We start from the raw sequence: 20,881 nt of genomic DNA on the forward strand, positions 1-20,881 counted from the left end.
CGTCGACCGCCTCTCCGGCCAGCGCATTGAACCTTGCGCTCGGTGCAATACTAGACTGCGTGGACACTTCGGACTCCGAAAGGAACGGTCCGACGCGGCCTCGCCGATTTCGCGACCTCGGATTCTGGATCTTCGGCGTGCTCACCGCAATCCTGGTGAACCTGCTATCCAATGACACCGTTTCCGCGCTCCGCGTGGTGGCAGCCGGTGCCGCCATCGTGGTCGTGCTGTTCGCGGTGGACTTGATCCGGCGGACACCTCCCTCGTCTGCCCTGCGGCACTACGCGAGGCCGGTGATGCTGACACTGGTGGCGCCGCTGATCCTCATGTCCACTCTCGGCGTAGGTGGCGGCTATCTCGTATTCCTCGCCGCCGCGCTCGTCGCGGTGGGCGTGTCCAACGAGCGAGACGTCCGGACCGCCGTCGTCACCCTGCTCGGCATGACTCTCATCGCCGCCGGCGCCGCTGGTCTGCACCTGCTCGCTCAGGCCCTGACCGTCCCTGTCGGGCAGCGCGGCGGCTGGTCCATCCGCCCCCTGTTGGCGGCCGGAGCCGGACCGGAGTCCGGCTGGCAATGGGGAACGGGCATCTGGTGGCTCGTCGTAGCCCGGTCCGGCGTCGGCGCCCTGCTCGCCGTCGCCGGCGGGGCGGCGCTGCTGGCCCGGGGAGATCGGCTGCTGGCCCGCCTCATGACCACGATGCTCGCGCTTCGGCTCCTCGTGATCGGCACCCTGGCTCTGGTGATGGTCATCGCCAATCTGACAGCGGTCCGCTCGTCGGAGGACGCTGCGGCGGCCCTGATTTCATCCAGTCTCGCCGTCGCGGTGCTTGGCTACGGTCTCCTCACCCTGTTGCCGCCCGATCGGGTCGACCGGATCCGGCGCGGATGGCGAAAGCTGACGCAGGAGCGTTCCCCCGACGAGCCGCACGTGCGATACCGAGAATTAGTACGGCACATGCTCCGGGCAACGTCGGAATTCCTTGATCGGCAACGTGCCGAGGAAAGGTGACCGCCGAGTCCCGGTCCAGACAGTCCTTGCTGGCGAGGTTGATGATCTTGCAAGTCAGTGAGCCCCCGCTCAAGGCCACGGTCGACCGAGTCCGCTCGTCGCGGGCTTCGTAGTGATCGGCCGGAGAGGGTTCTGGCCGGGTGGCGCAGCGCGTGAGTTGCTCGTACGCTTCCGCGGCCGGGGTTGCGCGGCGGTAGGGACAAGCTGGATATAAGGGGTGTACCGGATGCGGCAGGTCTTCACGGGTAACCGGAGGCTCACGTCACTCGTCGCGGCTCTCGGCCTGCTTCTCGGGACTGCGGCAGTGCAGGTGAGCACCGCCGGCCCGGCCGCCGCGCTTCCGGGACAGCAGACGGTCGTGGCCCGGGTGCCGTACCAGTCGAGCAGTTCCGTCACCCTGGACGCGGTCTGTCCCGCGGGCCTGCGGGTGATCGGCGGCGGTGGATCAATCGGACCCCAGCTGGGTCCCGACAAGGTCTTCCTGACCCAGTCCTACCCGATCAACCAGAGCACCTGGCGGGTACGCGCCGCGGAGGTGGCGCCGGGCTGGGACGGGCAGTGGGCGCTCAACGCCTTCGCCATCTGCGCCAACCCCCTCAACGGCTATGAGATCGTGAAGGGCAACTCGGGGCCGGGCGTGGCGACGTTCAAGACCACCTACACCCCCACCTGCGCGGACCACAAGAAGGTGTTCAGCGCCGGCGGGGCGGTCATCGACGCGCCGGTCGGGCAGGTCGGCCTGACCATGATCCGCCCGGATGGTCCACTCACCATCGGCCGGGCCAGTGCCCGGGTGGCCCCGGCGGGCTACTGGGGAAGCTGGTCGGTCAACTCGTACGCGATCTGCGCGAACCCGGTGCCGGGTCTGGCGGGCACCAGCGCGATCGCCGCCGACCGGATCGGTCTCGTGGTCAGCTGCCCGTCCGGCCAGCGCATCACGGGCCCGGGTGGCGGCGGCGGTCTGATCGACCTGGGGCCGTACTACCTGCAGGAGCTGGCGCCGGTCGCCGACCAGGGCGTGACCGTACGGATGACCGGGCTGCAGCAGGGCGGCACGCTGGCGCAGGTCACCTGTTCCGCAACCTGACCGGCGGCTGACGGTGGGCGGCGACCTGTACCACGGCCGGATATCGACCGGAGCGGTCCACATCGTCCGGGGCGCGCCCGGGCCGCCGGGCAGCCGGTACCGCAACGTGCACCAGGTCGATGACTGCCTGGTCCGCGGCCTCCGCCACGACCGCGACGCCGCGGTGGCCGCGTACGCCCGGGACCTGGCCGGGCGCCCGGATCTGGTGGCGGCCGCGCGGTTCGGGCATGCCAACCCGTACGTGCTCGGTGAGACCATGGCCGAGTGCCCGACCGCCCCGAACGATGGACCCCGCCTCCCATGACCCGATACCGCAGGCTGACGCGAGTAGGCGCGGACCTGCTGTGGGGCGTGGTGATGCTCACGGTGTTGGCCGCCACCGTCCTCGGCGGCATGCTCGGCGGAACAGCGCTCGGCTATGGCCTGCTTCCGCGATACAACGGCGGACACGAGATCCCGTGGCTGCTGGGGGTGGGTGCGTGCGTCGGGGTGGTCACTGGGGTGGTCGTCTGCCATCGGGCCCGAGGCTGGGTACAACGGGCGCGCATGCGAATGATGCGTCATCGCGCTGTCGACGCGATCGCCGATGTGGTGTGGTGCGATTACCACTATCAGGTCGGCACCAAGGGTCCCGGCAGCTCGCGCTATACGGTCTACCTGAGCTGGCGCGACCCGGACGGTCAGCACACCGGCGAGCGACGGTACCGGTTCATCGGCCGTGGCCGGGACGATTTCGCCCACCTGGTACGCCGAGGCGGGAAAGTGCCGATCCGATATCCGGCCGGGCGACCACATCGGTTCGTCATCGATATCCCGTTCGCGCCGACGATGGCCGACCAGTTTCTGTAATCGCGTGTCCCTATGGCCTACCCCGGATACCGCACCCGGCCTGCACAACGACCCCACTCCGGCACCCCGACGGCTCTCCCCGTCCTCGGCCACGCCCAAGTCCAGCAGGCTCTGCCGGTTCGCTTCGAGGTCCTGCTTGTCGGTCGAGCCGCGGGCGTACCCGATCGGCACGGCAGTCACGAGCCGAGCGTAACGGATAGCCCCCGCTCACCGGACGCCCCATGTGAGACAGCTCCATCGTGGTCAGAGGCGGTCGCCCACCGCAGAAGATCTCGTCCGTTGAGGTCCATCCAACAGACAAGATCATATCTACCACTCACTGGTGTATCGGTCTTCCTCAGCCCCGGCCGCGGCGAAAACGCCGCGCGCGGTCGACGGTCAATCGCCGTCGAAGCGGTCGTGGGCGTCGCGGATGGCCTCGGCTACCAGCGGATCCGCCCGTTGGACATCAATGCTGGCGAGCAGTTCGCGCAGGCGTCCCGATCCGCCATCCAGGCCAGCAAGGATGGCGATCGACTGCGCCTGCGACGCCGGGTCACCGGTGCGGACCTGACTTTCGAAGAACGGCCGGCCGGCCTCCAACGCCGACCTGACCTGCGCCCGCAGGTCCGTATTACCCAGATCGAGTTCGCTGCGGTGAGGTTCGCCGTGGGCAATCTCCTCCAAGAGCAGCTGCGCGATGTCGGCGCCCCGCGGATGATTCACGTCCGCGGCCACGTGAATCAGAAACGGGATCGCGTACGGCGTGGCCTGAGCCCATAGGCCGGACGGCGCCAGCTCACCGCTGAGCATGACCCGCAGCTCGTCACCGGGATCGAGGACGAGGGCGACGAGCTGCGCGGGAAGCTCGCCGGCCGGTCGGCCGCTAGCCCCGCGCAGCTCTGTCCACGGCACGGTGGTTATGCCGGGGAGGGCCGACTCGCTCTCCGCCGGTCCCCAACTCATCGGCTTCTTGCGCCGCAACCAACTCATCAAAGACAGACCAATCGATGCAAGGTGTAGATGATTTTCGACAGAACGTAAAGCTAGACCAGGGCTGCTCGATGTAGCCGTCGGGCAGCGTAGGCGGCGCCGTGGGCAAACGGTGATGACGGATACGGCGGCGACCGGGTCGGTGCGGCGGATGTTGTCGGCGTTGCTTCGATCAGCACCCAGCGGGCGACGGATTGGTCGCTGGGGTGAGCGGGGCGTGCAGTCATGAGTGCAGGCGCGTCACCGCGCAGGGCACGCACGTACGGAAGGCGCGGCTCTTTCCTGTCGACGGTGAATCAAGCACGATCGAGGGGCGAAACCCGCGCTTATCCACAGACAAAGGAGTTTCCAGGCGGGCATGGGTCGGGGTTATCGCCCGACAGAGGTGGCCTCTGAACCAGGTCCAAACGCCCAGTTGGGCAACGCCCAAACCCAGCGCAGGATGTTCAGCGAGGTGCGTGGCGGCGTGGGTGGCTCTTGGCGATGCGCCGTAGCGCGGCGCGCAGGTCGGCTTCGCCACCGAACATCTGCGCATCGACAGCTTGAGCCACGGCAACCGCCCGTCTGGTCAGCCGGCGTCCGGTGGGGGTGAGCCGGATCCGCACCGCACGTCCATCCGACTCGTGCGCGTCCCGCCGAATGAGCCCCTGGTCGATGAGGACCCGCATCACCTTGGACGCCATGGTCCGGTCCGCGCCGGTCAGCTCGGCGATCTGCTGCTGGGTGGCCGGCCCGGTGTGCTGCTCCAGCCAGCCGGCCGAGGCCAGGAGCAGGAACTGCGTGGGGGTCAGGCCCAGCGGGGCAAGCCGGGCGTCGAGTTCGGCCCGCCAGGCCAGCGCCGCGTGGTGCAACCAGAATCCGGGGGACAGCAGCGGCCCGGTGTCGGGCACGCTGTCGCCGGCTCCGCTCATTGCGCCGCCGCCGCGGTCCGGCGGTTCGCCTCTCGCTCCAGAGCGGCGAACGATCTTGCCATGTCGCGCCGGATGCGCCGGCCGAAGTGGAGCCAGAACAGCGGTACCAGCGGACCGGTCACCGAGAACGACTTTGTGCAACGGACCCGCCCGGCACCGGCCGGCTCGAACGTGTTCACGCCACTGATCCGGCCTCCCGGCAGGCCGCACGTCGATCCCCAGCGGCGCCCGGGGACGACCTCGGTGATCGTCCACGTGGCGGCCGGCGCGCCGTGCGGCTTGGACCAACCGGTGGTACCGGTGGCGAACGGCCCGTCCAACCGGGCCTGCTCCTCGTGCGGATCCCAGGTCGGCCACGCCTCGACATCGGTGACGGTTGTCCACACGGCGTCCAGGTCGGCGGTGATGGTCGCGTCGGCGGAAATGGTGTACATGCGGGCCTCCACTTGTTGGCGCGGCAACCATAATTGATGCCGCGGCAACAATCAAGCTCGCACCCGAGTTCTCAACGTGCCGCTCCCCCGTACCAGGCGTGGAACGCGCCGCCCGCGACAGCCTCGCCGCCCGGGGGTGACCCGCCAGTCGACCGGGTGCAGGTCAGCACCGGCGGGCTCCGTCCGGGCGGGACGGTCACTGTCACCGTCTCGTGCCGGTCCCGCTATCGGATCTCGTGCCGCTCGGGGTGCCGGGCAGCCACGTCGTGAGATCGAGCGCGACCTCGCCGGTTGACGCGTGGATTGGAAGAACTCTCGGGTTCGCTAATTCTCAGGATTCCTCGGCCACGAACCCGAGTATGGGTGGGCTGGGATGAGGGTACTGGCGTGCTTCGGTCCCCGAACTCACGGTGGCAGCTGCTCGTCGGCGGACCGAGCCGGTTCGTCTCGGCTATGGGCGGGGCCGATTCAGTCGGGCCTGCAGGGCGGCTGCCAGGTCGTCGCGGTGTGGCTCGTCGATTCCCTGTCCGGGCGGCCGCACCAGGTAGCCGAAGATGGCGGGACCGCGGCGATCGTCGGGGATGTCGGGCATGCGGGGGACGACGTGGAAATGGACGTGGCTGAAGCCTTCCTGCTCGGCGAACTGCATGACGTACGTCTTCGCGCAGCCGGTCACGTCGTGCAGGGCGCGGGACAGGCGAACTTGCCAGGTGCCCAGGGCTGCCGCCTCGTCGTCGTTCAGCTCGGCGATCGTGGTGACATGGCGCCGTGGCACCAGAACGAGCCAGCCGGGCAGCGTGGTATTGAACGTGTGAGCAACGCGCCAGTGCGTGTCGGCGGCGATCCGCTCGCGGGGCGGCAACTGATCGAACTGGTCGTTGTTGCGGCAGACGTAGCAGTCCATGATCGGAAGCTACCAACCGCTGTCGCTGGTGGCCCCCTGCTGCGTGGGCTGGCCGGTGGCGTCGCCAACAAGTCTGCCGGTGGCGGTGAAGAAGGTGACCGCGGCGAGGAACGGGCCGGTGGTCAGCTCGGTGAGCCAGGCGCGGGCGGTGTCTTCGTCGAGGTGGCCGGCTTGCCAGGCGCGTTCGGCGACGGTCGGCATCCGCAGGACGGTCTCGGCGCTGCGGTAGTCGCGGAACACCGCGACGGTGACGTTGACGGACTCGACGATGAACCCGGCCTGGTGCAGCAGGCGGCCCAGGCTGCGGCCGATGGCGGCGTTGCGGACCACATCGGTGGTGATGAAGCGGGTGTATGCGCGGCTGGTCGCGGTGTCGGGGGCATCGACGACCAGGGTGTCCCAGTCCGGCTCAGCCAGCACAACGCGGCCACCGGGGCGAAGGACTCGCCGCAGCTCGGCCACCGCCGCTGCCGGGTCGGCCAGATGCTGCAGCACGCGGTCCGCGCGGGCCCGGTCGACGCTGGCGGCCTCGAGCGGAAGGGCGTGGGCGTCACCGGCCTGGATCTCCACGCACGGGGTAGGCGCGGGTTCGCTGCTGGGCCGTGTCGCGCATTGCCGGGTCCTGGTCGACGCCGATAACTGTGCCGGTGGGGCCGGTTGCGGCGGCCATGGCGGGCAGGTCCGTTCCGGGGCCGCAGCCGACGTCGAGCACGACGTGCCCGGGCCCGATCTGCAACTCCTGCAGCAGGCGTTGCTTGTACTCACGTCCGATATCGCTGGCGGCGGCCTCGTCGAGGTAGGCGATCTGGCGTTCGGCGTGAGCCGTGGAACGGGTCATGGGAGCAGCCAACCAGAGCCGGCTGTGATCGTGGTGGTGCTTTTGTGTGGGTCTGGTGAAGGCCAGTCGCGCGGGGCTGCGGGTGCGGTTGCCGAATGCGTCGGTGTTGGCGACGAACCTGACAGGTGGTCCATGAGGCGCCGCATCACCGCTGTGACCCGCTGGGTCCGGTGCCGTACCGGAGGGCCAGGTCAAGCCGTTCGTGGTGCTGCTCAGCGCGACCCTGGTCGCGGTCGCAGGGCTGGTCCTCGACGCCGGACTGGCGATCTCGGCGGAGGTACAAACCGTATGGGATGAAACCCCGAAACGACTTGGGTCCGCTCTGCGGCTCCCAGCCATCCGGCCATCGTCGTCCGGGAAACCTTCGCCCTCGCCCAAGAGCAAGACCATGTCACTCCAGCCCCGGACCGGTGGATCATGAGCAACTGGTCTGCGGAAACCACTGCCGGCCGGCAGGCGGGGACCGGCCGGTGGGCACGCTCTCGGCGTGGTTCGCCTCGGGCTTCGCGCGCGTCACTGACCTCCCGGCGTACCGGGCTCCGCCCGAGGGTATGAGGCCTTGTCGGCCGCCTGGCCCGTGGGAGGAAACAGATGACATACCTGGTCGAGTACAAGGGAACGGGACTCGAGATCGCCACGTTGGACGCGGCGCTGGACAGCGCAAAGAACGCGATCGCCACCGACATCGGGCCGGTCAGCGGCTGGAGCGTCGAGTACGACGAAACCATTAACGACTGGTTCGTGCGTGGGCTGCTCAACGGCGCCCCCGTCGGTTCGATGGCGGTGGTCACCGGCCCCGAGCCGGTCGCTTTGCAAGATCTTGAACCGGACTCGCGTCGCGCACCGGCCGACGGGGAGCGCGGGGATCCGGCACGGCTGCTCGCCTTCACCGGCGGCACCCCGGCCGAGGTCTTCGGCCAGGCCACCACGTGGCTTGCCGGTCGGCCGCACGTGGTCGCGGTCGGCGACGTCGCCTGGTCTGCCGGTCCCGACGGCTGCCAGCTGCGGGTGTACTACCTCGACGAATCCGCGGCACGTTGAGCCAGCCCTACGGGGTGAATGAACACCGAAGTCACGTTAGCGGTCCTCGCCCGCGGGGCATGAACCCGGCCACGGCCGCACCATGCAGCCCAACCGTGAGGAGATCAGACATGACGACGAGCTACACCAGCAGCGGCGCAACGACCTCGCACACCCCGCCGGGTGTCCCCGACCACATCCGCGCCGACCTCGAACAGCGCCGTGTCGACCTCGGGGACACCGTCACCGCGCTCACCGGCAAGGTGGCTCCTCGTACGCGGGTCAGCGGCGCCCTGTCTGCCATGAAGAGAAGGACCGTCTCCGGCCTCTCCCACTTCCGCGCGCAGGCGCCGCATCGGGCGCGACAGGTGCAGCAGGCCGTCCACATCCGGCCCGTGCCCGCAGCAGTATGCGTCATCGCCCTGGCCGGTGCCGTGACCGCGGCGCTGCTCGGCCGGCGAGCGGTGAACGCGCGATCAGCTCGCAGTCGTCGGCTCACGCGCCTGCTGCACCGCTGACCGCGGCGCCGCCGACGAATCCCCCTTCCCATAGGGCCTCGTCGGCGGCACTTGTGCGGCCATCCACCGACGGACGTTGGCGCGCGCTCGGCGGGTCTCGGCGGGCATCCAACGCCTCGGCGACGCGGAGGCGGCTGAGCTGGTGCGTGCCGTAGACCGTGGCGCGGCCATGCCTCTACCGGCGACCGGCTGTCGACGGCGTCGCGTCGGGGGAGCCGGAGCTGATTCAACACCGGAAAGGATTTCAGCGTCACCGGTTGCCATCCGGGCCGCCCCGCGCATAGTCACGGTGAGAGCACGCGAGGGAGAGGACGGAGATGGCCACGGTCGAACGAAGGCCCGCGGAATGCCCGGACCGGCTCAGCGTCGCCGAGGCGGTGCCGTTCCTGACCCCGGACCTGCTCGAGTTCCTGACCGACCTGTACGGGGCACCGACGTCGATCGCGCAGAGCGCCATCCAACTATTGCCATTCGGGTCACGGGCGGCGTTGCTGGCCACCTGCCTGGTCACCGCCCACGCCGACGGTAACGGCCAGAAACGGGGCGAAATTCTGCAGCTCACCGACCTGGCGTTCGAGGTGATGGCGACGCCCGCCGACAGCGAGATCGACGAGATCGCTGCGCAGGCCGCTGCGATCGTCGCCGCGCGTCAACGTGGCTGATCACGACCGAACCCTCCACAAGCACGCTCGGCGGCGTGGCCAAGTGCGGCAGTGGGGCCTTGGAGGCGATCAATGCGTATGCCTTGGAGCCGCGGTCGCCGTAAGGTCCACGGCATGCACAGCACCCTCACGGAGCACGCCCGGTGCCGCTACGGTGACGAGTATCGACCTGCTGTCGTGCCGCAATGCGCTGAGGATCGCGATGATCGACACTTCATCGAGTCACTGACCTTCGCCGACGCGGAGGCGATCCTGGCGATGCTGCACGAGTTGTGTCCGAACATCGTTGACGGGCTCCTCCCGGTCTGGGTGCGCAACCTGGCCTACCGACTTGCGCTTCTCCAACGACCCGACGATCCCGCACTGATGCGAGAGGCTGCGCAGAACCTTCGGATGCACGGCCCGGATTGGGATGACATCGCGGCGGACCTGGAACACAATGCCACGTCCCTCGAAGCAAGCTGAGCGGCCTGCCTGAGACCCCATGACGGGTGTACGGATCTGCCGCTGAACGCGTGGAGTCTTGCTCGCCGCTCTCCGGTCAGGCAGAGAGCGCCGCCCGGATAGCGGCGCCCAGCTCGGCGACCTCGTTGGCCGTGTGACGAAGGATTCCGTTCTCCGCCATGAGCGCGTAGTGCTGCTGCTGTTCGTAGGCCACGCCCGGGGGCAGCGGCGCGATGTGCCAGTGGACATGGGCGTTGCCCTGCATGCTGCCCAGCGACAGCAGATATGTCCGCTCGGTCGGGAGCACCTGGTTGATCGCCGACGCGACGGTATGCACGACGGCTTGAAGTGCCAGGTACTCCGTGCGGGTGAGGTCGCGGACGACATCCGTGACGTGCCGACGGGGTACGACCAGGGCATATCCGCGCAGGGTCGGATAACGGTTGAGGAACGCGACGTGCGCGCCGTCGTCGTAGAGCAGCTCGTGTTCGGCACCCGGGTCGCCACGAAGGAACGCGCAGATGAAGCAGTTGCCAGAGCGGACCCGCCGCTCATACGCGGCCAAGTCCATCGGGGCACGCTCGCTCACCTGGGCCAGTATCGCGGACTTCCCCTCCTGCCGCCACGACTGAGCCCTGCGCCGCTGGGGCGAGTGAGCATGCCAAGCGCGCTTCGAACACCGCCAGCCGCGCTGCCGCTGGCCGCAGCCGGCATGCTGAACCCGATGATCGCCGGAGCTGCGATGGCGTTCTCCTCGGTGTCGTCGTCGCCAACAGCCTGCGGCTGCGCCGATTCACGGTGGAGAGGTAGCCCGGGGGCAAACTCGCGGCGCAGATCGCCTCGGGTAACAGCGCCGGCTCGGTGACGAGGACCTGGCCTGTCGCACGTCGTCTCGCACGTCCAGCAGCGGACCCCACGAAATGCTCGGTGCCCTCGGCCCGGATCGCTCCGGTGGAGCGCGGGTCAGGCGGCGCCGCCGCGCCATCGTACGCGTGGCCGACGAGGTACGGCAGCGTGGTGGTCCGGTTCCACGCCGAAGGACCGATCGGCAGCACCGTTCAAAGGCGAGCGCGCGCCCAGGCGGCTCGCCCCGCCGGGCTCGACCGGTATGAACCGCCAAGAAATATAGGTGTTTCGATATCTTGTGCCATGCGGCACCTTCTTGATCTCCTACGGCCAGCCTGGAATTGTCCTTTCGACCCTACGGAGCCCTGATGAGACCCAGAATGGTGACGGCAGGATCTGCCCTAGCTGTTTTCGCCGCGGCGACGATGGCGCTCAGCGCCCAGCCGGCGGCGGCCTCGCCGAGTGTACGAACCTCCGGCTCACCCGGGTCGGGGATCAGCGCAACCCTGTTGGCTCCGCCCACTGTCGACGTCAACAACGTCAACGCCCACCTGCAACAACTGCAAACCTACGCCACCAACAACAGCGGCAACCGGGCCACCGGCACCGCGGGTCACACCGCGACGACGACGTATTTGCAGCAGAAGCTGCAGGCGGCCGGCTTCACGGTCACCATGCAGACCTGCACCACCTGCAACGGCTCCGCGAAGAACGTCATCGCCGACTGGCCGGGCGGCGACACCAACACCACCTACATGTTCGGCGCCCATTCCGACAGCGTGTCGGCCGGGCCGGGCATCAACGACGACGGCTCCGGCACGGCGTCGCTGCTCGAAGCCGCGCTGCAGTTGGCCGCGAACCACCCGACCATGACCAACCACGTCCGGTTCGGTTGGTGGGCCGGCGAGGAGCAGGGACTGATCGGCTCCAAGTTCTACGTCAACTCGTTGACCTCGGCCCAGAAGACCGCGATCAAGGCGTACGGCACATTCGACATGATGGCCTCCCCCAACGGCGGCTACTTCGTCACGGGCACCGACGCCATCGCGGTGAAGCTGCGCGAGTACTTCACCTCGATCAGCGTGCCGACCGAGACGTCGACCGAGTGCTGCAGCGACGACGGCTCGTTCCGCAACGCCGGCATCCCGTCGTCGATCAACTCCACCGGGGCCAGCTACACCAAGACCAGCGCCCAGGTGACCAAGTGGGGCGGCACCGCCGGGCAGGCATACGACTCCTGCTACCACAGGGCCTGCGACTCCTACCCGTCGAACATCAACACGACCTCCCTGGGCCGCTGGGCCAACGCCGAGGAGTACGCGCTCTGGACGCTGACCACGGGCAGCGCGCCGGCCAATGACTTCTCGGTGTCGCTCAGCCCGACCACGGGCGCGGTGAACCCCGGCTCCTCGGCCACGGCCAGCGTGTCCACCGCCACCACCTCCGGCAGCGCGCAGACCGTCGCGCTGACCAGTTCCGGCGCCCCCTCTGGTGTCACGGTGAGCTTCAGCCCGGCGTCGGTCACCTCCGGCGGATCGACGACCATGACCATCGCGACCACCACAGCCGCGGCGGCCGGCTCGTACACCATCACGGTGACCGGAACGGGCTCGGCGACGCACACCGCCACGTACTCGCTGACCGTCAACGGGACCGGCGGGTGCACCAGCGCAGGCCAGAAGCTCGGCAACCCCGGCTTCGAATCCGGCACCACACCCTGGACCGCCTCGTCCGGAGTCATCGCCGCGAACACCGGCGATGGATCGCCGCGTACTGGTACCCGTGACGCGTGGCTGGACGGCTACGGGTCGACCCACACGGACACGCTGTCGCAGTCGGTGACCCTGCCCCCTGGTTGCAGCGCCTACACGCTGTCGTTCTACCTGAAGATCAGCACAGCGGAGACGACAACCACCAGCCAGTACGACAAACTGACCGTGCAGGTCGGCACCACCACGCTGCAGGTGTTCTCCAACCTCAACGCCAGCACGTACGCCCTGCACTCCTATGATCTGGCTGCCTTCGCCGGGCAGACCGTCACGCTCAAGTTCACCGGGACAGAAGACTCCTCGCAGAAAACGTCATTCGTCATCGACGACACCGCGCTCACCGTCAGCTAACAGCTACCCGACAATGCCGCAACATGCGCCAGCCTGCGGCACCGACCGGACTCCGTCGGGCTGACCCCATCCACTCGCAGCACGATCGCAGCCGACCGGCGTGCCGTCTCCACAGCGCGATACACGCTGTGGAGACGGTGATCGACCGCCGGTCCACCAGGGTCAGCTCGTCGACGCGCAAGCCTCGCCGGTTCTCTAGCGGCCGTTGACGGTGATAGTGGCATTGGCGCGCGGGTGCTGAAGGCTGGCGCAGGTGTATCGGCCGGGTTTGTCGATGGCGAGGACTTGTGTCTCGCCGTCGTCGAGGCGGGAGTTGTCCCGGTTGCCGCCAGGATCGGGCGTGCACATGACGGTTTGACTGGTGCCGGACTCGTTGACCACCGTGAAGTTTTCGGTTGCCGTCACAGAGAGCTTCGCCGGGCTGATGGTGTTCTCGCCGGTGAAGGTCAGGGTGGGTACCGGTGCGCGGCACCCGCTCTCGCCGGCGACGGTGACTCGCAGGACTGCACCGGCCGCGCCGCGAACGGTGTACGTGCCGGTTTGGGGGAACTGGATGACCTGGCGTTCCTTCAAGTCCAGCACGCTGGTGACGATCCCGGCGTCCGGCACGGTGACCAGGGCGTGGACCTCGTGGGATTTGTTGGTGATGGCGAGGAAGCCGCCGCGGCGGAGGGTCAACCTGCGTGGGCTGAACGAGTACGCCGGATCGGCTCCGGCGGAGGCCTTGTCCAAGATTGTCACCTTGGTCGCCTTAGTGCAGTCCACGGCGGTGCCGCCCGTGTTCACCGGCCCTGACTGCGGGCGGCCCGATGTTCCTCCCGCCGCGGCATTCTGTGGCGCGGCCGCACCCCCGGGCCCGCAGGCCGCCGCGGCCAGCGCCGACGCCGCCGCCGCGCAGCCGGCGACCCACCGTCGCCCCGCCTTGACCTCTCGCCACACGATGTCTCCTCCTCCAGTTGCGCAGGGCGTCGCTGGCGCGACAATCACGCGGCACCACCCAGTGACGTGAAAACTCCGCAATCGACAGCTACGGTCTGCGTGGACGGCGAGTTCAACGCGACGGCAACCCGCTGGATCTGCGCCGACCCTGCCGGTGGGCGGGCGGGTTGGTGATGCCGGGCCATTCACGAGACCCTCAGAGTCGATCTGCTCTTTGGGCACGGCGGCCGCCTCGGTGACCTGGGCTGGGCGTTGACCTGGACGCTCGTGGCATTTGCAGGCGCCGGGCACTCGGCACCGCGCGGAGCCGCGCCGCGCGCCCGCGGCGGCGGACCCGGATTGGCGGCGGGGGCGTCCAGGTCGCCGCCGCGACCGTCGCCGCCTGGCGCGATACGCGCCGCAACCTGCACCTCTGTTCGCTCGCCGAGTACCTGTAGGTGAGCTCGCCGCCGAGGGAATCCGTTGCGATGTGCCCTAGAGCGCATCTGACGGATCTTGTTGTCGGTCGTTGTACGTGTCATGGCTGGTGATCTGACCGATCAGGAGTGGGCGCGTTTGGAGCCGTTGCTGCCCTCGACGGCGCCGCAGCGCGGCGGCCGGTGGCGCGATCACCGACAGGTGATCAACGGGATCTTGTGGCGGACCGAGAACGGCGCGAAATGGCATCAGGTTCCCGACCGGTACGGGCCATGGAAGACCTGTTATCACCGGTTCGCTCAGTGGGAGCAGGACGGCACGTGGGCGCAGGTCGAGCAACGGTTGCAGGCGCAGGCCGATGCTGCGGGCGAGCTGGACTGGCGGGCGCGGGCCGACTCCACCGTGGTACGGGTACACGCCGATGGCGCCGGTGCCCGTAATAGGGGCTCAGCCCACAGCAATCGCGGGCAGCCCAAGGGATCGGCCGCTCCCGCGGCGGACCGACCACCGAACTGCATCTGCTGACCGATGGTCACGGCCGCCCTGGTCAAACGGATCACACCGGGACAGGCCGCCGACACCAAGGAACTGGTCGCCCTGCTCGACGCGGTCGCGGTGCCCCGTCCCGGCGGCCGGGGCCGGCACCGCAAACGACTGGAGCACCTGACCGCGGACAAGGCGGATGGATCGAAGGCCAGGCACCACCGCCGCGCATATCGGGCGTCCAACTCGACGCCATCGCCGACGCGTTCAACGACCTGTTCCGGCTACTCCGCGACGCCGACCCGCGCGACAAGGCCAAGCTGTACAGCCGGATCGGCCTTCGGCTGACCTACCAACCAGGCCCGGAAACAATGATCGCCGAGGTGGTCACCCCGGCGAACTCTCTTGTTCTTGATTGGTGTCCGAGGCTCAACACCGGCTACAAGCAGACAGTGATCGCATCGCGAGAGCTGGCGTGCGACCCGTAACCAACCTCGTCCTCCATGCCGGATGCCGGGCACAGCGGCGCACATCGTCGGGCCGGCTCTCAGAGGATCCCTGGCGGAGGTTCCGTCGTTAACGATCGCCCTTGCCGCCCGAATACCCTCAGCCGCGTCCCTTCTTCCAAGCGGTGCGCATCTCGCGGTATCCCTGGTACACCCGACGCGGCGCATCCTTTGCTGGATCATCGTGCACGCTGCTGAACGGCACCGCCCCGAACTGTCCGATCTGCGATACACCCCACGCCCAGCGGGGTACGCCACCCGCCCAGACCCGCACAATCCACCCGGCGCTGGAGATCAGATCGATCTCCTCCACGTCGCTCCAGTAGTACCGGAAACGGCGCAGCGGGTTAACCAGCTCGATGTGGTCTTTATGCAACACGACCCGCACGACCGCAAGCCGCAGCATGCCTACGCCGACCAGGACCAGCGCGACGAGACCCACGGCCAGCCCCGCTGGTGGCGGCCCCGGATTGCTGGACGCATAGACCACCAGCACGACCAGGACCGGTAGACCGATCAGGGCAGCCCCGAAGATCGAGAAGAGGGCTCGGCTGAGGGAGGACCGCAGCACGCGGGAACGGTTCACGCAGGGCATTATGCGGGGTGGCCGCAATGGGCACCACCATGCCATCCTCAGCGCGGACAGCCAGACGCAGGCATGGGGGCAGCAGTCAAGTGACGTTCAGGGTGGAACCGCAGGCGCTGGATCAGGTGGCGGCCCTGCTGGAGCGCAACCGCGCGGTAATACCGGACATGCAGTCCTACATCACGCAGTACCTGAGCAAGGACGAATGGAACCAGATAGGTGGGCAGGGCCTCCTGCTGTGGTTCAGCTACGACCACGACGAGCAGATCGCGCGTGCCGATCATCGCCTGCAATGGGTCAATGGCGTGTGGCAGAGCGGGGCGGTGAACTTCGGTGTGTCGGCGGCGCAGTACCGCAGCGTCGACGTCGAGGCCGCCGCGCGCATCGACGCGCAGCTGCAAAGCCTCAGCCGCGCGCCAGCGATTGACTCTGACCCGTCGCACTGGGACTACAGCGACAAACCAGCCGCCACTTTCAATGACGTAGCAGATCCGCACCGTGCGGTCTCTACGCCACCCAGCGACAGCATTGACAGCCTTGAACCGCAGGCCGCCGAGATCGCCGATTGGGTCGGCCAGATAAACGACCTGGTCAGCATGAACGCCTGGGCGCGCTTCGCGATCAAGGAAATCTTTGGCCGCGACCCAATCAAGGAAGCCCTCGATCTACTCGCCGGTGACTGGACAGTCTTCGCCCACTACGCAGTCGCCTGGAAACACGTCGCCTTCTCCGTGAGTGCTATGACGGACAACATCGAGCACACTGATGACGCGCTTGCTCCGCACTGGGAGGGCAACGCCGCCAACGCGGCGTTGACTTGGCTACAGAACATGCACGGCGCAATGACCACCGAGTTCGCCTTTTACGACACTTACCTCTTCGGGGTGTGCAAGACCTACATCGAAGTCGCTTACTACGGCTACGAGAATTTCAACTACCTCGTCGGCGAGCTTCTCGACCTCGTACTCGAGGCAGCAACCGCAGTAATGGGCTTCGTGACCGACGGCCTGAGCACGATCGCCGCGGCCGTCATCGCGCTCTGCGACGCCATCATGTTCATCGTCGACTTCCTCCGCCAGCTGTACTACGCAGGCAAGAGCATCGCCGCGATAGCCGGCATGCCCGAGGAACCCCCGCTGGAAATCGCCGAGCTACTCCTGCCCGATCCCGACCCTGCCGGACGCAACTGCATCTCCGTCCCGGCGACGAAGTGAGCGCCATGCCAACAGACGAATTCCCTCGCCCGCGAATCGACCGCGAGGAGATCGCGCGCCTGCGGGAGCGCCTTCGGCAGCAGATCCGCGACGCACCGCCTGCCAAAGATCCGCTCACCCGCGAGATGCAGCAGAACGTCGCCAACGGCATCCGCGGCCGCGACCTGCTGAACATCGACGCGTACCGCGAACACTTCGCGGCCCACGCCGAGGAACTCACCCAGCGGTTACGCCGCCTCCGCGAAGACTTCGACGAACAGACCAGGCGCAACCCCGAGCAGGATTAGGTTTCCGAGCACCCCGCCTGCCCCAGCCACGGTCTTGTATTGCGTACGGCCATCGCCTGGACGACGAGGACCGCACCCAAACACCCCCATACGGGGTTGGAGCGGCGACTGCACCAGGTGGACCCGGATCCGGTCACCACAAAACACCTACCGTGGATGTTCACCCCACAGCCAGCAGAAGGCGAATTGTCGGCCGGCGGCGGCACAACGCGTCCGCCAGCACACCTGCAGCGATCAACCCCAAAACATCAGCCGCCATCGAGGCACGCCCACACACGCACCCGAACTGCCTGAGCAGCTGGCTTCGCTGCATCGATCCTGGCCAAGCGCGGCGAGGCGGTGACTTCGGAACCACACAGTCACTAACCGGTGTGCTCGACGGCTGTGTCGAAGCGAGAGTTGAACTCCCACGCCTACGACCTCACCGTACGGCCTCAGCCAACGACGACTCACACGGCAAACCCGCAGGTCAGTCCTTGATCGAAGTGTCCGAGGGGAGATCGATACCGTAACCCCACGCGGCCCGGACGGCCCCGAGATCGTAGTCCTGTCCCGGTAACAATCGACCGGGATTAGCTCGCTAACGGTGTTTCCGGCGACCTTCGGTAGGTCTCAGCGGCAGGGAATCGGTCGCTGATGGTGATGGCGAAGCGGTTTAACGCCAGCCCCCCCGCATCGTCCATCGGGTCCTGCCGGTCCCGGTCGGGTCCAACGACCGGGGTCACGGAAATACCGGCACCCTTAGCGCTGGGCATTGTCCTGATCGGATACGTCGACGGTGTCCTGTCCTCGGTCGAGCCGTCGCGCTTCACGGTCGCATCAAGGTGAGGGCGACGAGGTACGTCGACGGTGTCCTGTCCTCGGTCGAGCCGTCGCGCTTCACGGTCGCATCAAGGTGAGGGCGACGAGGATCGCTGCGGATACCGCTGCGGCGCACAGCAAGAGGACATACCAGGTTCGGCGCTGACGTGCCGTTGTGGCATTCGGGAGACTGGCGGCCGGGTGATCGTTCGTCGCCGTCGGGCGGCGCTGGGCAGAGGCCGCGTGGGTTGTCCCGGCGAGCGCTGAACCAGGCCCCGATGCTGCGAGAACCGGCGCCGCCGGCGGGGCATGACGCAGGCGTGCGGTGGCCGCCGCGGCGGCCCATCCGATGGCCGTGGTCACGAGGGGCAGCGCCACAAGGTAGAACACGGCCTGGTTTCCGAGGTTGTCGGCGACAATCTGGGCAGTCGTCCAGCCGTCGCTCGGGTCATGTCCGATCGCGCCGTGGACCGCGACCGCGAGGACCCCGTACAGGTAGATGCTCAGCGCGGCGGTGACGGCGGCCAGGCGTGTGGCGCGCCGGCCGACGGCGTCGCTGCCGCCCCACAGGGTAGCGGCCACCCCGACTGCGATCGGCGCCAGCAGCAGCAACCACTGTCGGGATCCGAGCCCGTACGAGTTGAGCCAGTGATCGAAGGTGAACCCTCCGGCTGCCAGCCAGGCGGCCGCGACGAGCAGGCCACCGGCCAGCCCGGGAGCGGCCACCCCGGGGCGGCGCAACAGCATGCTGCCGCCGAGGATGTAGCCGGTGAGTATCAGGATCAGGATGACCGCCCCGACCCAGGTCCAGCCGTCGGTGTGCAGCCGGTAATGCATGTGCGTGTAGGCGTCCAGCCCGCCGGCGCCGGCCGCCACGGCCATCAACGCCCCGAGGGCGGCGGCCGCGCGTCCCCAGGGCGGCATGGCCAGCGCGGCGATGACGCAGCCGAGGGCGAAGCGCCACCGTCGGGCCCGCCCGTCGAGGCGGTCCAGCTCGCCGATCATCGCCTGACCCCACTCCTGCCGCGGATCGGCCAGCAGGCCGACCGCCCAGCCGAGCAGCCGGGCCGGTGCGTCCCCGCTCGGCCGCCTTTCGGGGGCGACCAGGAAATGCCGGCGGATCAGGGCCACCGCGATGCCCACCACGAAAATGAACAGCACCGGCATCATGACCCCTCACTCGGACGCAGGTGGGGACGCGGCGCGCTCCGCACCGCCCGGGCTGCGGGGAGCGTGGCCGAGTACTCCCGGCCTGCCCCGGTGAGCCGGTACAGGTGGCGAGGTGGGCGGCCTTCCGGGCCGGATTCCCAGGTCGCCTCCAGCAGTCCGCGGTCGGCCAGCCGGACCAGGATCGGATACAGCGAGCCGGACTTGAGGTGGACCTCGGCGGCCAGGTCGTAGCCATAGCGCCACCGCGACGGCTCAGCCGCCAGCGCCCGCAGAACGCTGATCGCCTGCGCGGACAAGGGTCGGTTACGCCGCACAGCGTTAACTCTACCTAGGTAGCGTTAGAAGTCAACGGTCGTTCGGCTGCGCACCCACACCGGCCTTCTACCTCATCACCCCCCCGGGGGGCGTTCCTTCGGCGACTCGGCGAAGAGCCACAACACCGCGGTCGCCGAGAAGATCGAGCACGCCACCGCGACCCTGAACGGGCGCGGCCGGGGCGGGAGGATGGAGCCGCCGTCGGTCCCGGCCATCCCGCCCCCGCCTGGATCGGTGCGGCGGGCTCCGGCCGAGCCGCCCACCGACCTGCACCTGCACGCCGTACCACCTCCGGCCGACCCGTGAGGGCCGCTGACGCGCAGCCTGGCCGCTCCTCGATCAGACGGCGCCATCTCCGCCATTCCTGATCCGGCGCCACCGCAGCAACCGGACATCGACCTGGTCGACCGGTACGGCTGTGGGCAGCGCGACCGGGTATCCCCACCGTTCATCCTGCGGCCGGGCGCCGCATGCCCTGTCTGGCGCGTACCCGCCTCGGGATCTGCGGTGTTCGCAATCCTGCGCCGAGCAGCGCCATTGCGAGAACCAGTCAAATCGAGCGACGCTGCCGGCCGTCCACGAACACCCGATTCGGACACATCTAGTGCGAACGTGCGGCAGCCAGGTCGGCCCGGAGCTTGATGCGCTTGTCGTGCACAGCCACCAACAGCGGGCGATCCGCACGGATCTGGTCCATCGTGGTGTCGGAATCGATCTTCGTTCGGGCCGCCACGGAGGCGTTCAGCAAAGCGACGATATCGGCGTCGAGCAAGCTCTTCTGCGCTGCGGTGAAGCGCTTGTTGGCCGCCACGCGAGGCCGCAGCACGGCCAGATGACTCACGATGTGTGCCACCTTTTCATTGACGTGCTGCTGAATTTCGGCGACGGTGTGATGCGGAAGTCTCTGGGGCGGTGCTGCTGCCGCGGGTGTGATTGCCGTTGCCGACACCGCGCCCGTAGCGACGATGGAAAGAACAACATAACGAATGGAATTCACGTCAACTCCCGACATCACGGCCCTGACTGACAATCTCTATTGTGTACGTCGCCATGCCGACGTCGCCCAGGGCGCGCCGCGCCGTCCATCAAATCAATCCGCACGTGGGATCCTGCGCCCGGACCGATGCCAGCAATCACGAAGCGAACTCGACCTTCGCCTGCCGGATTCGGTCATTCATTTGGGTTCATCCCAGAGGTTGCTGTTCTGATTGGATCCCGGTTGAGTAGCGACGGTCGCTGACGTGTGGTCCTAAGCGGGCGCCGGATGGCCTTGACGGGTGGTGCGCGCCGTCGGTTCCGGCGAGGCGACCGCAGGGTGGTGGGACGACCTCTTAACGATCAGTCAAACCGAGATACTTGGTGCCGGCCTGAGGCGTTGCGCCGATCCCGCTCCTCCTCGCCCATACCGCCAATGCCTCCGTCGCGATGACCGACGTACCCGTGTATGAGAACGAGTTCGTCATCTATGTCGCGGCAATCATGCGGCTTCCGATCGAGTTCGCTTCCGGGCCGCCTTCGGTTGGGCTGGCGAAGAAGACCTGCCCGATG

The 20,881-nt window shown here is 68.1% G+C and carries 23 protein-coding genes and 2 pseudogenes; 14 read left to right on the forward strand and 11 right to left on the reverse strand.

The genetic code is table 11. From position 1 onward, the window contains the following. Positions 1–59: 59 nt before the first annotated feature. The 4 genes from ACMCNN_RS19235 (at position 60) to ACMCNN_RS19250 (ending at position 2,946) form a co-directional block, all read left to right on the forward strand. Complete coding sequence (locus ACMCNN_RS19235) at positions 60–1,010, forward strand: hypothetical protein (protein ID WP_412741902.1); 951 nt, start codon at positions 60–62, stop codon at positions 1,008–1,010. Between the two features lie 310 nt (positions 1,011–1,320). Continuing rightward, on the forward strand, positions 1,321–2,097 hold the full coding sequence (locus ACMCNN_RS19240) for a hypothetical protein (RefSeq protein WP_412741903.1): 777 nt from the start codon (positions 1,321–1,323) through the stop codon (positions 2,095–2,097). Between the two features lie 13 nt (positions 2,098–2,110). After that, positions 2,111–2,401: a hypothetical protein gene (locus tag ACMCNN_RS19245; RefSeq protein WP_412741904.1), complete on the forward strand. Its 291-nt coding sequence runs from the start codon at positions 2,111–2,113 to the stop codon at positions 2,399–2,401. Beyond that, positions 2,398–2,946 carry a hypothetical protein gene (locus tag ACMCNN_RS19250; protein WP_412741905.1) on the forward strand — a complete coding sequence of 183 codons (549 nt, stop codon included), beginning with the start codon at positions 2,398–2,400 and terminating at the stop codon, positions 2,944–2,946. The genes ACMCNN_RS19245 and ACMCNN_RS19250 overlap by 4 nt, the downstream gene beginning before the upstream one ends. 378 nt (positions 2,947–3,324) lie before the next feature. On the opposite strand, the gene ACMCNN_RS19255 is transcribed toward ACMCNN_RS19250, so the two are convergent. From ACMCNN_RS19255 to ACMCNN_RS19275, 5 genes and pseudogenes are all read right to left on the reverse strand, one after another. Beyond that, a complete protein-coding gene (locus ACMCNN_RS19255; protein WP_412741906.1) occupies positions 3,325–3,909 on the reverse strand; it encodes a hypothetical protein in 585 nt (194 codons plus the stop codon). 455 nt (positions 3,910–4,364) lie between these two features. Next, positions 4,365–4,829, reverse strand: a complete 465-nt coding sequence (locus ACMCNN_RS19260) for a MarR family winged helix-turn-helix transcriptional regulator (RefSeq protein WP_412741907.1) — start codon at positions 4,827–4,829, stop codon at positions 4,365–4,367. Beyond that, complete coding sequence (locus ACMCNN_RS19265; protein WP_412741908.1) at positions 4,826–5,314, reverse strand: SRPBCC family protein; 489 nt, start codon at positions 5,312–5,314, stop codon at positions 4,826–4,828. The genes ACMCNN_RS19260 and ACMCNN_RS19265 overlap by 4 nt, the downstream gene beginning before the upstream one ends. A gap of 400 nt (positions 5,315–5,714) precedes the next feature. Further along, the gene (locus ACMCNN_RS19270; RefSeq protein ID WP_412741909.1) at positions 5,715–6,167 is read right to left on the reverse strand and encodes an HIT family protein; all 453 of its coding nucleotides are present in this window, start codon (positions 6,165–6,167) and stop codon (positions 5,715–5,717) included. 9 nt (positions 6,168–6,176) lie between these two features. Next, positions 6,177–6,932, reverse strand: a pseudogene (locus ACMCNN_RS19275) (methyltransferase domain-containing protein); the annotation flags it as partial. Positions 6,933–7,596: 664 nt separating this feature from the next. On the opposite strand from ACMCNN_RS19275, the gene ACMCNN_RS19280 reads away from it, so the two are divergent. From ACMCNN_RS19280 to ACMCNN_RS19295, 4 genes are all read left to right on the forward strand, one after another. Further along, positions 7,597–8,046: a hypothetical protein gene (locus tag ACMCNN_RS19280; protein WP_412741910.1), complete on the forward strand. Its 450-nt coding sequence runs from the start codon at positions 7,597–7,599 to the stop codon at positions 8,044–8,046. 110 nt (positions 8,047–8,156) lie between these two features. Next, positions 8,157–8,543 carry a DUF3618 domain-containing protein gene (locus tag ACMCNN_RS19285; RefSeq protein WP_412741911.1) on the forward strand — a complete coding sequence of 129 codons (387 nt, stop codon included), beginning with the start codon at positions 8,157–8,159 and terminating at the stop codon, positions 8,541–8,543. Between the two features lie 317 nt (positions 8,544–8,860). After that, positions 8,861–9,205, forward strand: coding sequence for a hypothetical protein (locus ACMCNN_RS19290; RefSeq protein ID WP_412741912.1), 345 nt, complete (start codon positions 8,861–8,863; stop codon positions 9,203–9,205). A 114-nt stretch (positions 9,206–9,319) separates the two neighbouring features. Next, on the forward strand, positions 9,320–9,670 hold the full coding sequence (locus ACMCNN_RS19295; RefSeq protein ID WP_412741913.1) for a hypothetical protein: 351 nt from the start codon (positions 9,320–9,322) through the stop codon (positions 9,668–9,670). Positions 9,671–9,746: 76 nt separating this feature from the next. Here the strand turns inward: ACMCNN_RS19295 and ACMCNN_RS19300 are convergent, their stop codons facing one another. Further along, positions 9,747–10,238 carry an HIT family protein gene (locus ACMCNN_RS19300; RefSeq protein ID WP_412741914.1) on the reverse strand — a complete coding sequence of 164 codons (492 nt, stop codon included), beginning with the start codon at positions 10,236–10,238 and terminating at the stop codon, positions 9,747–9,749. 96 nt (positions 10,239–10,334) lie between these two features. Here ACMCNN_RS19300 and ACMCNN_RS19305 point away from each other — a divergent pair. Further along, positions 10,335–10,459 (forward strand): annotated as a pseudogene (locus tag ACMCNN_RS19305) (metal transporter); the annotation flags it as partial. 404 nt (positions 10,460–10,863) lie between these two features. Next, the gene (locus ACMCNN_RS19310; protein WP_412741915.1) at positions 10,864–12,615 is read left to right on the forward strand and encodes a M28 family peptidase; all 1,752 of its coding nucleotides are present in this window, start codon (positions 10,864–10,866) and stop codon (positions 12,613–12,615) included. Between the two features lie 195 nt (positions 12,616–12,810). On the opposite strand, the gene ACMCNN_RS19315 is transcribed toward ACMCNN_RS19310, so the two are convergent. Next, a complete protein-coding gene (locus ACMCNN_RS19315) occupies positions 12,811–13,347 on the reverse strand; it encodes a hypothetical protein (protein WP_412741916.1) in 537 nt (178 codons plus the stop codon). Positions 13,348–14,073: 726 nt separating this feature from the next. On the opposite strand from ACMCNN_RS19315, the gene ACMCNN_RS19320 reads away from it, so the two are divergent. Both ACMCNN_RS19320 and ACMCNN_RS19325 read left to right on the forward strand, forming a co-directional pair. Continuing rightward, complete coding sequence (locus ACMCNN_RS19320; RefSeq protein ID WP_412741917.1) at positions 14,074–14,496, forward strand: IS5 family transposase; 423 nt, start codon at positions 14,074–14,076, stop codon at positions 14,494–14,496. A 3-nt stretch (positions 14,497–14,499) separates the two neighbouring features. Continuing rightward, complete coding sequence (locus ACMCNN_RS19325; RefSeq protein ID WP_412741918.1) at positions 14,500–14,802, forward strand: hypothetical protein; 303 nt, start codon at positions 14,500–14,502, stop codon at positions 14,800–14,802. Between the two features lie 258 nt (positions 14,803–15,060). Here the strand turns inward: ACMCNN_RS19325 and ACMCNN_RS19330 are convergent, their stop codons facing one another. After that, positions 15,061–15,546 (reverse strand): hypothetical protein, encoded by a 486-nt coding sequence (locus tag ACMCNN_RS19330; RefSeq protein WP_412741919.1) that lies wholly within the window; start codon positions 15,544–15,546, stop codon positions 15,061–15,063. Positions 15,547–15,635: 89 nt separating this feature from the next. On the opposite strand from ACMCNN_RS19330, the gene ACMCNN_RS19335 reads away from it, so the two are divergent. Then, on the forward strand, positions 15,636–16,760 hold the full coding sequence (locus ACMCNN_RS19335) for a hypothetical protein (RefSeq protein WP_412741920.1): 1,125 nt from the start codon (positions 15,636–15,638) through the stop codon (positions 16,758–16,760). 5 nt (positions 16,761–16,765) lie between these two features. Next, complete coding sequence (locus tag ACMCNN_RS19340; protein WP_412741921.1) at positions 16,766–17,047, forward strand: hypothetical protein; 282 nt, start codon at positions 16,766–16,768, stop codon at positions 17,045–17,047. Between the two features lie 879 nt (positions 17,048–17,926). On the opposite strand, the gene ACMCNN_RS19345 is transcribed toward ACMCNN_RS19340, so the two are convergent. The 3 genes from ACMCNN_RS19345 to ACMCNN_RS19355 form a co-directional block, all read right to left on the reverse strand. Next, on the reverse strand, positions 17,927–19,018 hold the full coding sequence (locus ACMCNN_RS19345; RefSeq protein WP_412741922.1) for a hypothetical protein: 1,092 nt from the start codon (positions 19,016–19,018) through the stop codon (positions 17,927–17,929). After that, positions 19,015–19,332 (reverse strand): PadR family transcriptional regulator, encoded by a 318-nt coding sequence (locus tag ACMCNN_RS19350; RefSeq protein WP_412741923.1) that lies wholly within the window; start codon positions 19,330–19,332, stop codon positions 19,015–19,017. Before ACMCNN_RS19350 ends, ACMCNN_RS19345 begins: the two co-directional genes overlap by 4 nt. A 602-nt stretch (positions 19,333–19,934) precedes the next feature. Beyond that, positions 19,935–20,330, reverse strand: a complete 396-nt coding sequence (locus tag ACMCNN_RS19355; protein WP_412741924.1) for a hypothetical protein — start codon at positions 20,328–20,330, stop codon at positions 19,935–19,937. Between the last annotated feature and the right edge of the window lie 551 nt (positions 20,331–20,881).

The sequence above is a fragment of the Krasilnikovia sp. MM14-A1004 genome, from assembly GCF_047159485.1.
Taxonomy (GTDB): Bacteria; Actinomycetota; Actinomycetes; order Mycobacteriales; family Micromonosporaceae; genus Actinoplanes.

Coding starts and splice junctions, on each gene's coding strand:
- ACMCNN_RS19250 (WP_412741905.1), top strand. CDS start 2,398: ATGACCCGATACCGCAGGCTGACGCGAGTAGGCGCGGACCTGCTGTGG.
- ACMCNN_RS19260 (WP_412741907.1), bottom strand. CDS start 4,829: ATGAGCGGAGCCGGCGACAGCGTGCCCGACACCGGGCCGCTGCTGTCC.
- ACMCNN_RS19270 (WP_412741909.1), bottom strand. CDS start 6,167: ATGGACTGCTACGTCTGCCGCAACAACGACCAGTTCGATCAGTTGCCG.
- ACMCNN_RS19280 (WP_412741910.1), top strand. CDS start 7,597: ATGACATACCTGGTCGAGTACAAGGGAACGGGACTCGAGATCGCCACG.
- ACMCNN_RS19285 (WP_412741911.1), top strand. CDS start 8,157: ATGACGACGAGCTACACCAGCAGCGGCGCAACGACCTCGCACACCCCG.
- ACMCNN_RS19290 (WP_412741912.1), top strand. CDS start 8,861: ATGGCCACGGTCGAACGAAGGCCCGCGGAATGCCCGGACCGGCTCAGC.
- ACMCNN_RS19295 (WP_412741913.1), top strand. CDS start 9,320: ATGCACAGCACCCTCACGGAGCACGCCCGGTGCCGCTACGGTGACGAG.
- ACMCNN_RS19310 (WP_412741915.1), top strand. CDS start 10,864: ATGAGACCCAGAATGGTGACGGCAGGATCTGCCCTAGCTGTTTTCGCC.
- ACMCNN_RS19320 (WP_412741917.1), top strand. CDS start 14,074: ATGGCTGGTGATCTGACCGATCAGGAGTGGGCGCGTTTGGAGCCGTTG.
- ACMCNN_RS19325 (WP_412741918.1), top strand. CDS start 14,500: ATGGTCACGGCCGCCCTGGTCAAACGGATCACACCGGGACAGGCCGCC.
- ACMCNN_RS19340 (WP_412741921.1), top strand. CDS start 16,766: ATGCCAACAGACGAATTCCCTCGCCCGCGAATCGACCGCGAGGAGATC.
- ACMCNN_RS19345 (WP_412741922.1), bottom strand. CDS start 19,018: ATGATGCCGGTGCTGTTCATTTTCGTGGTGGGCATCGCGGTGGCCCTG.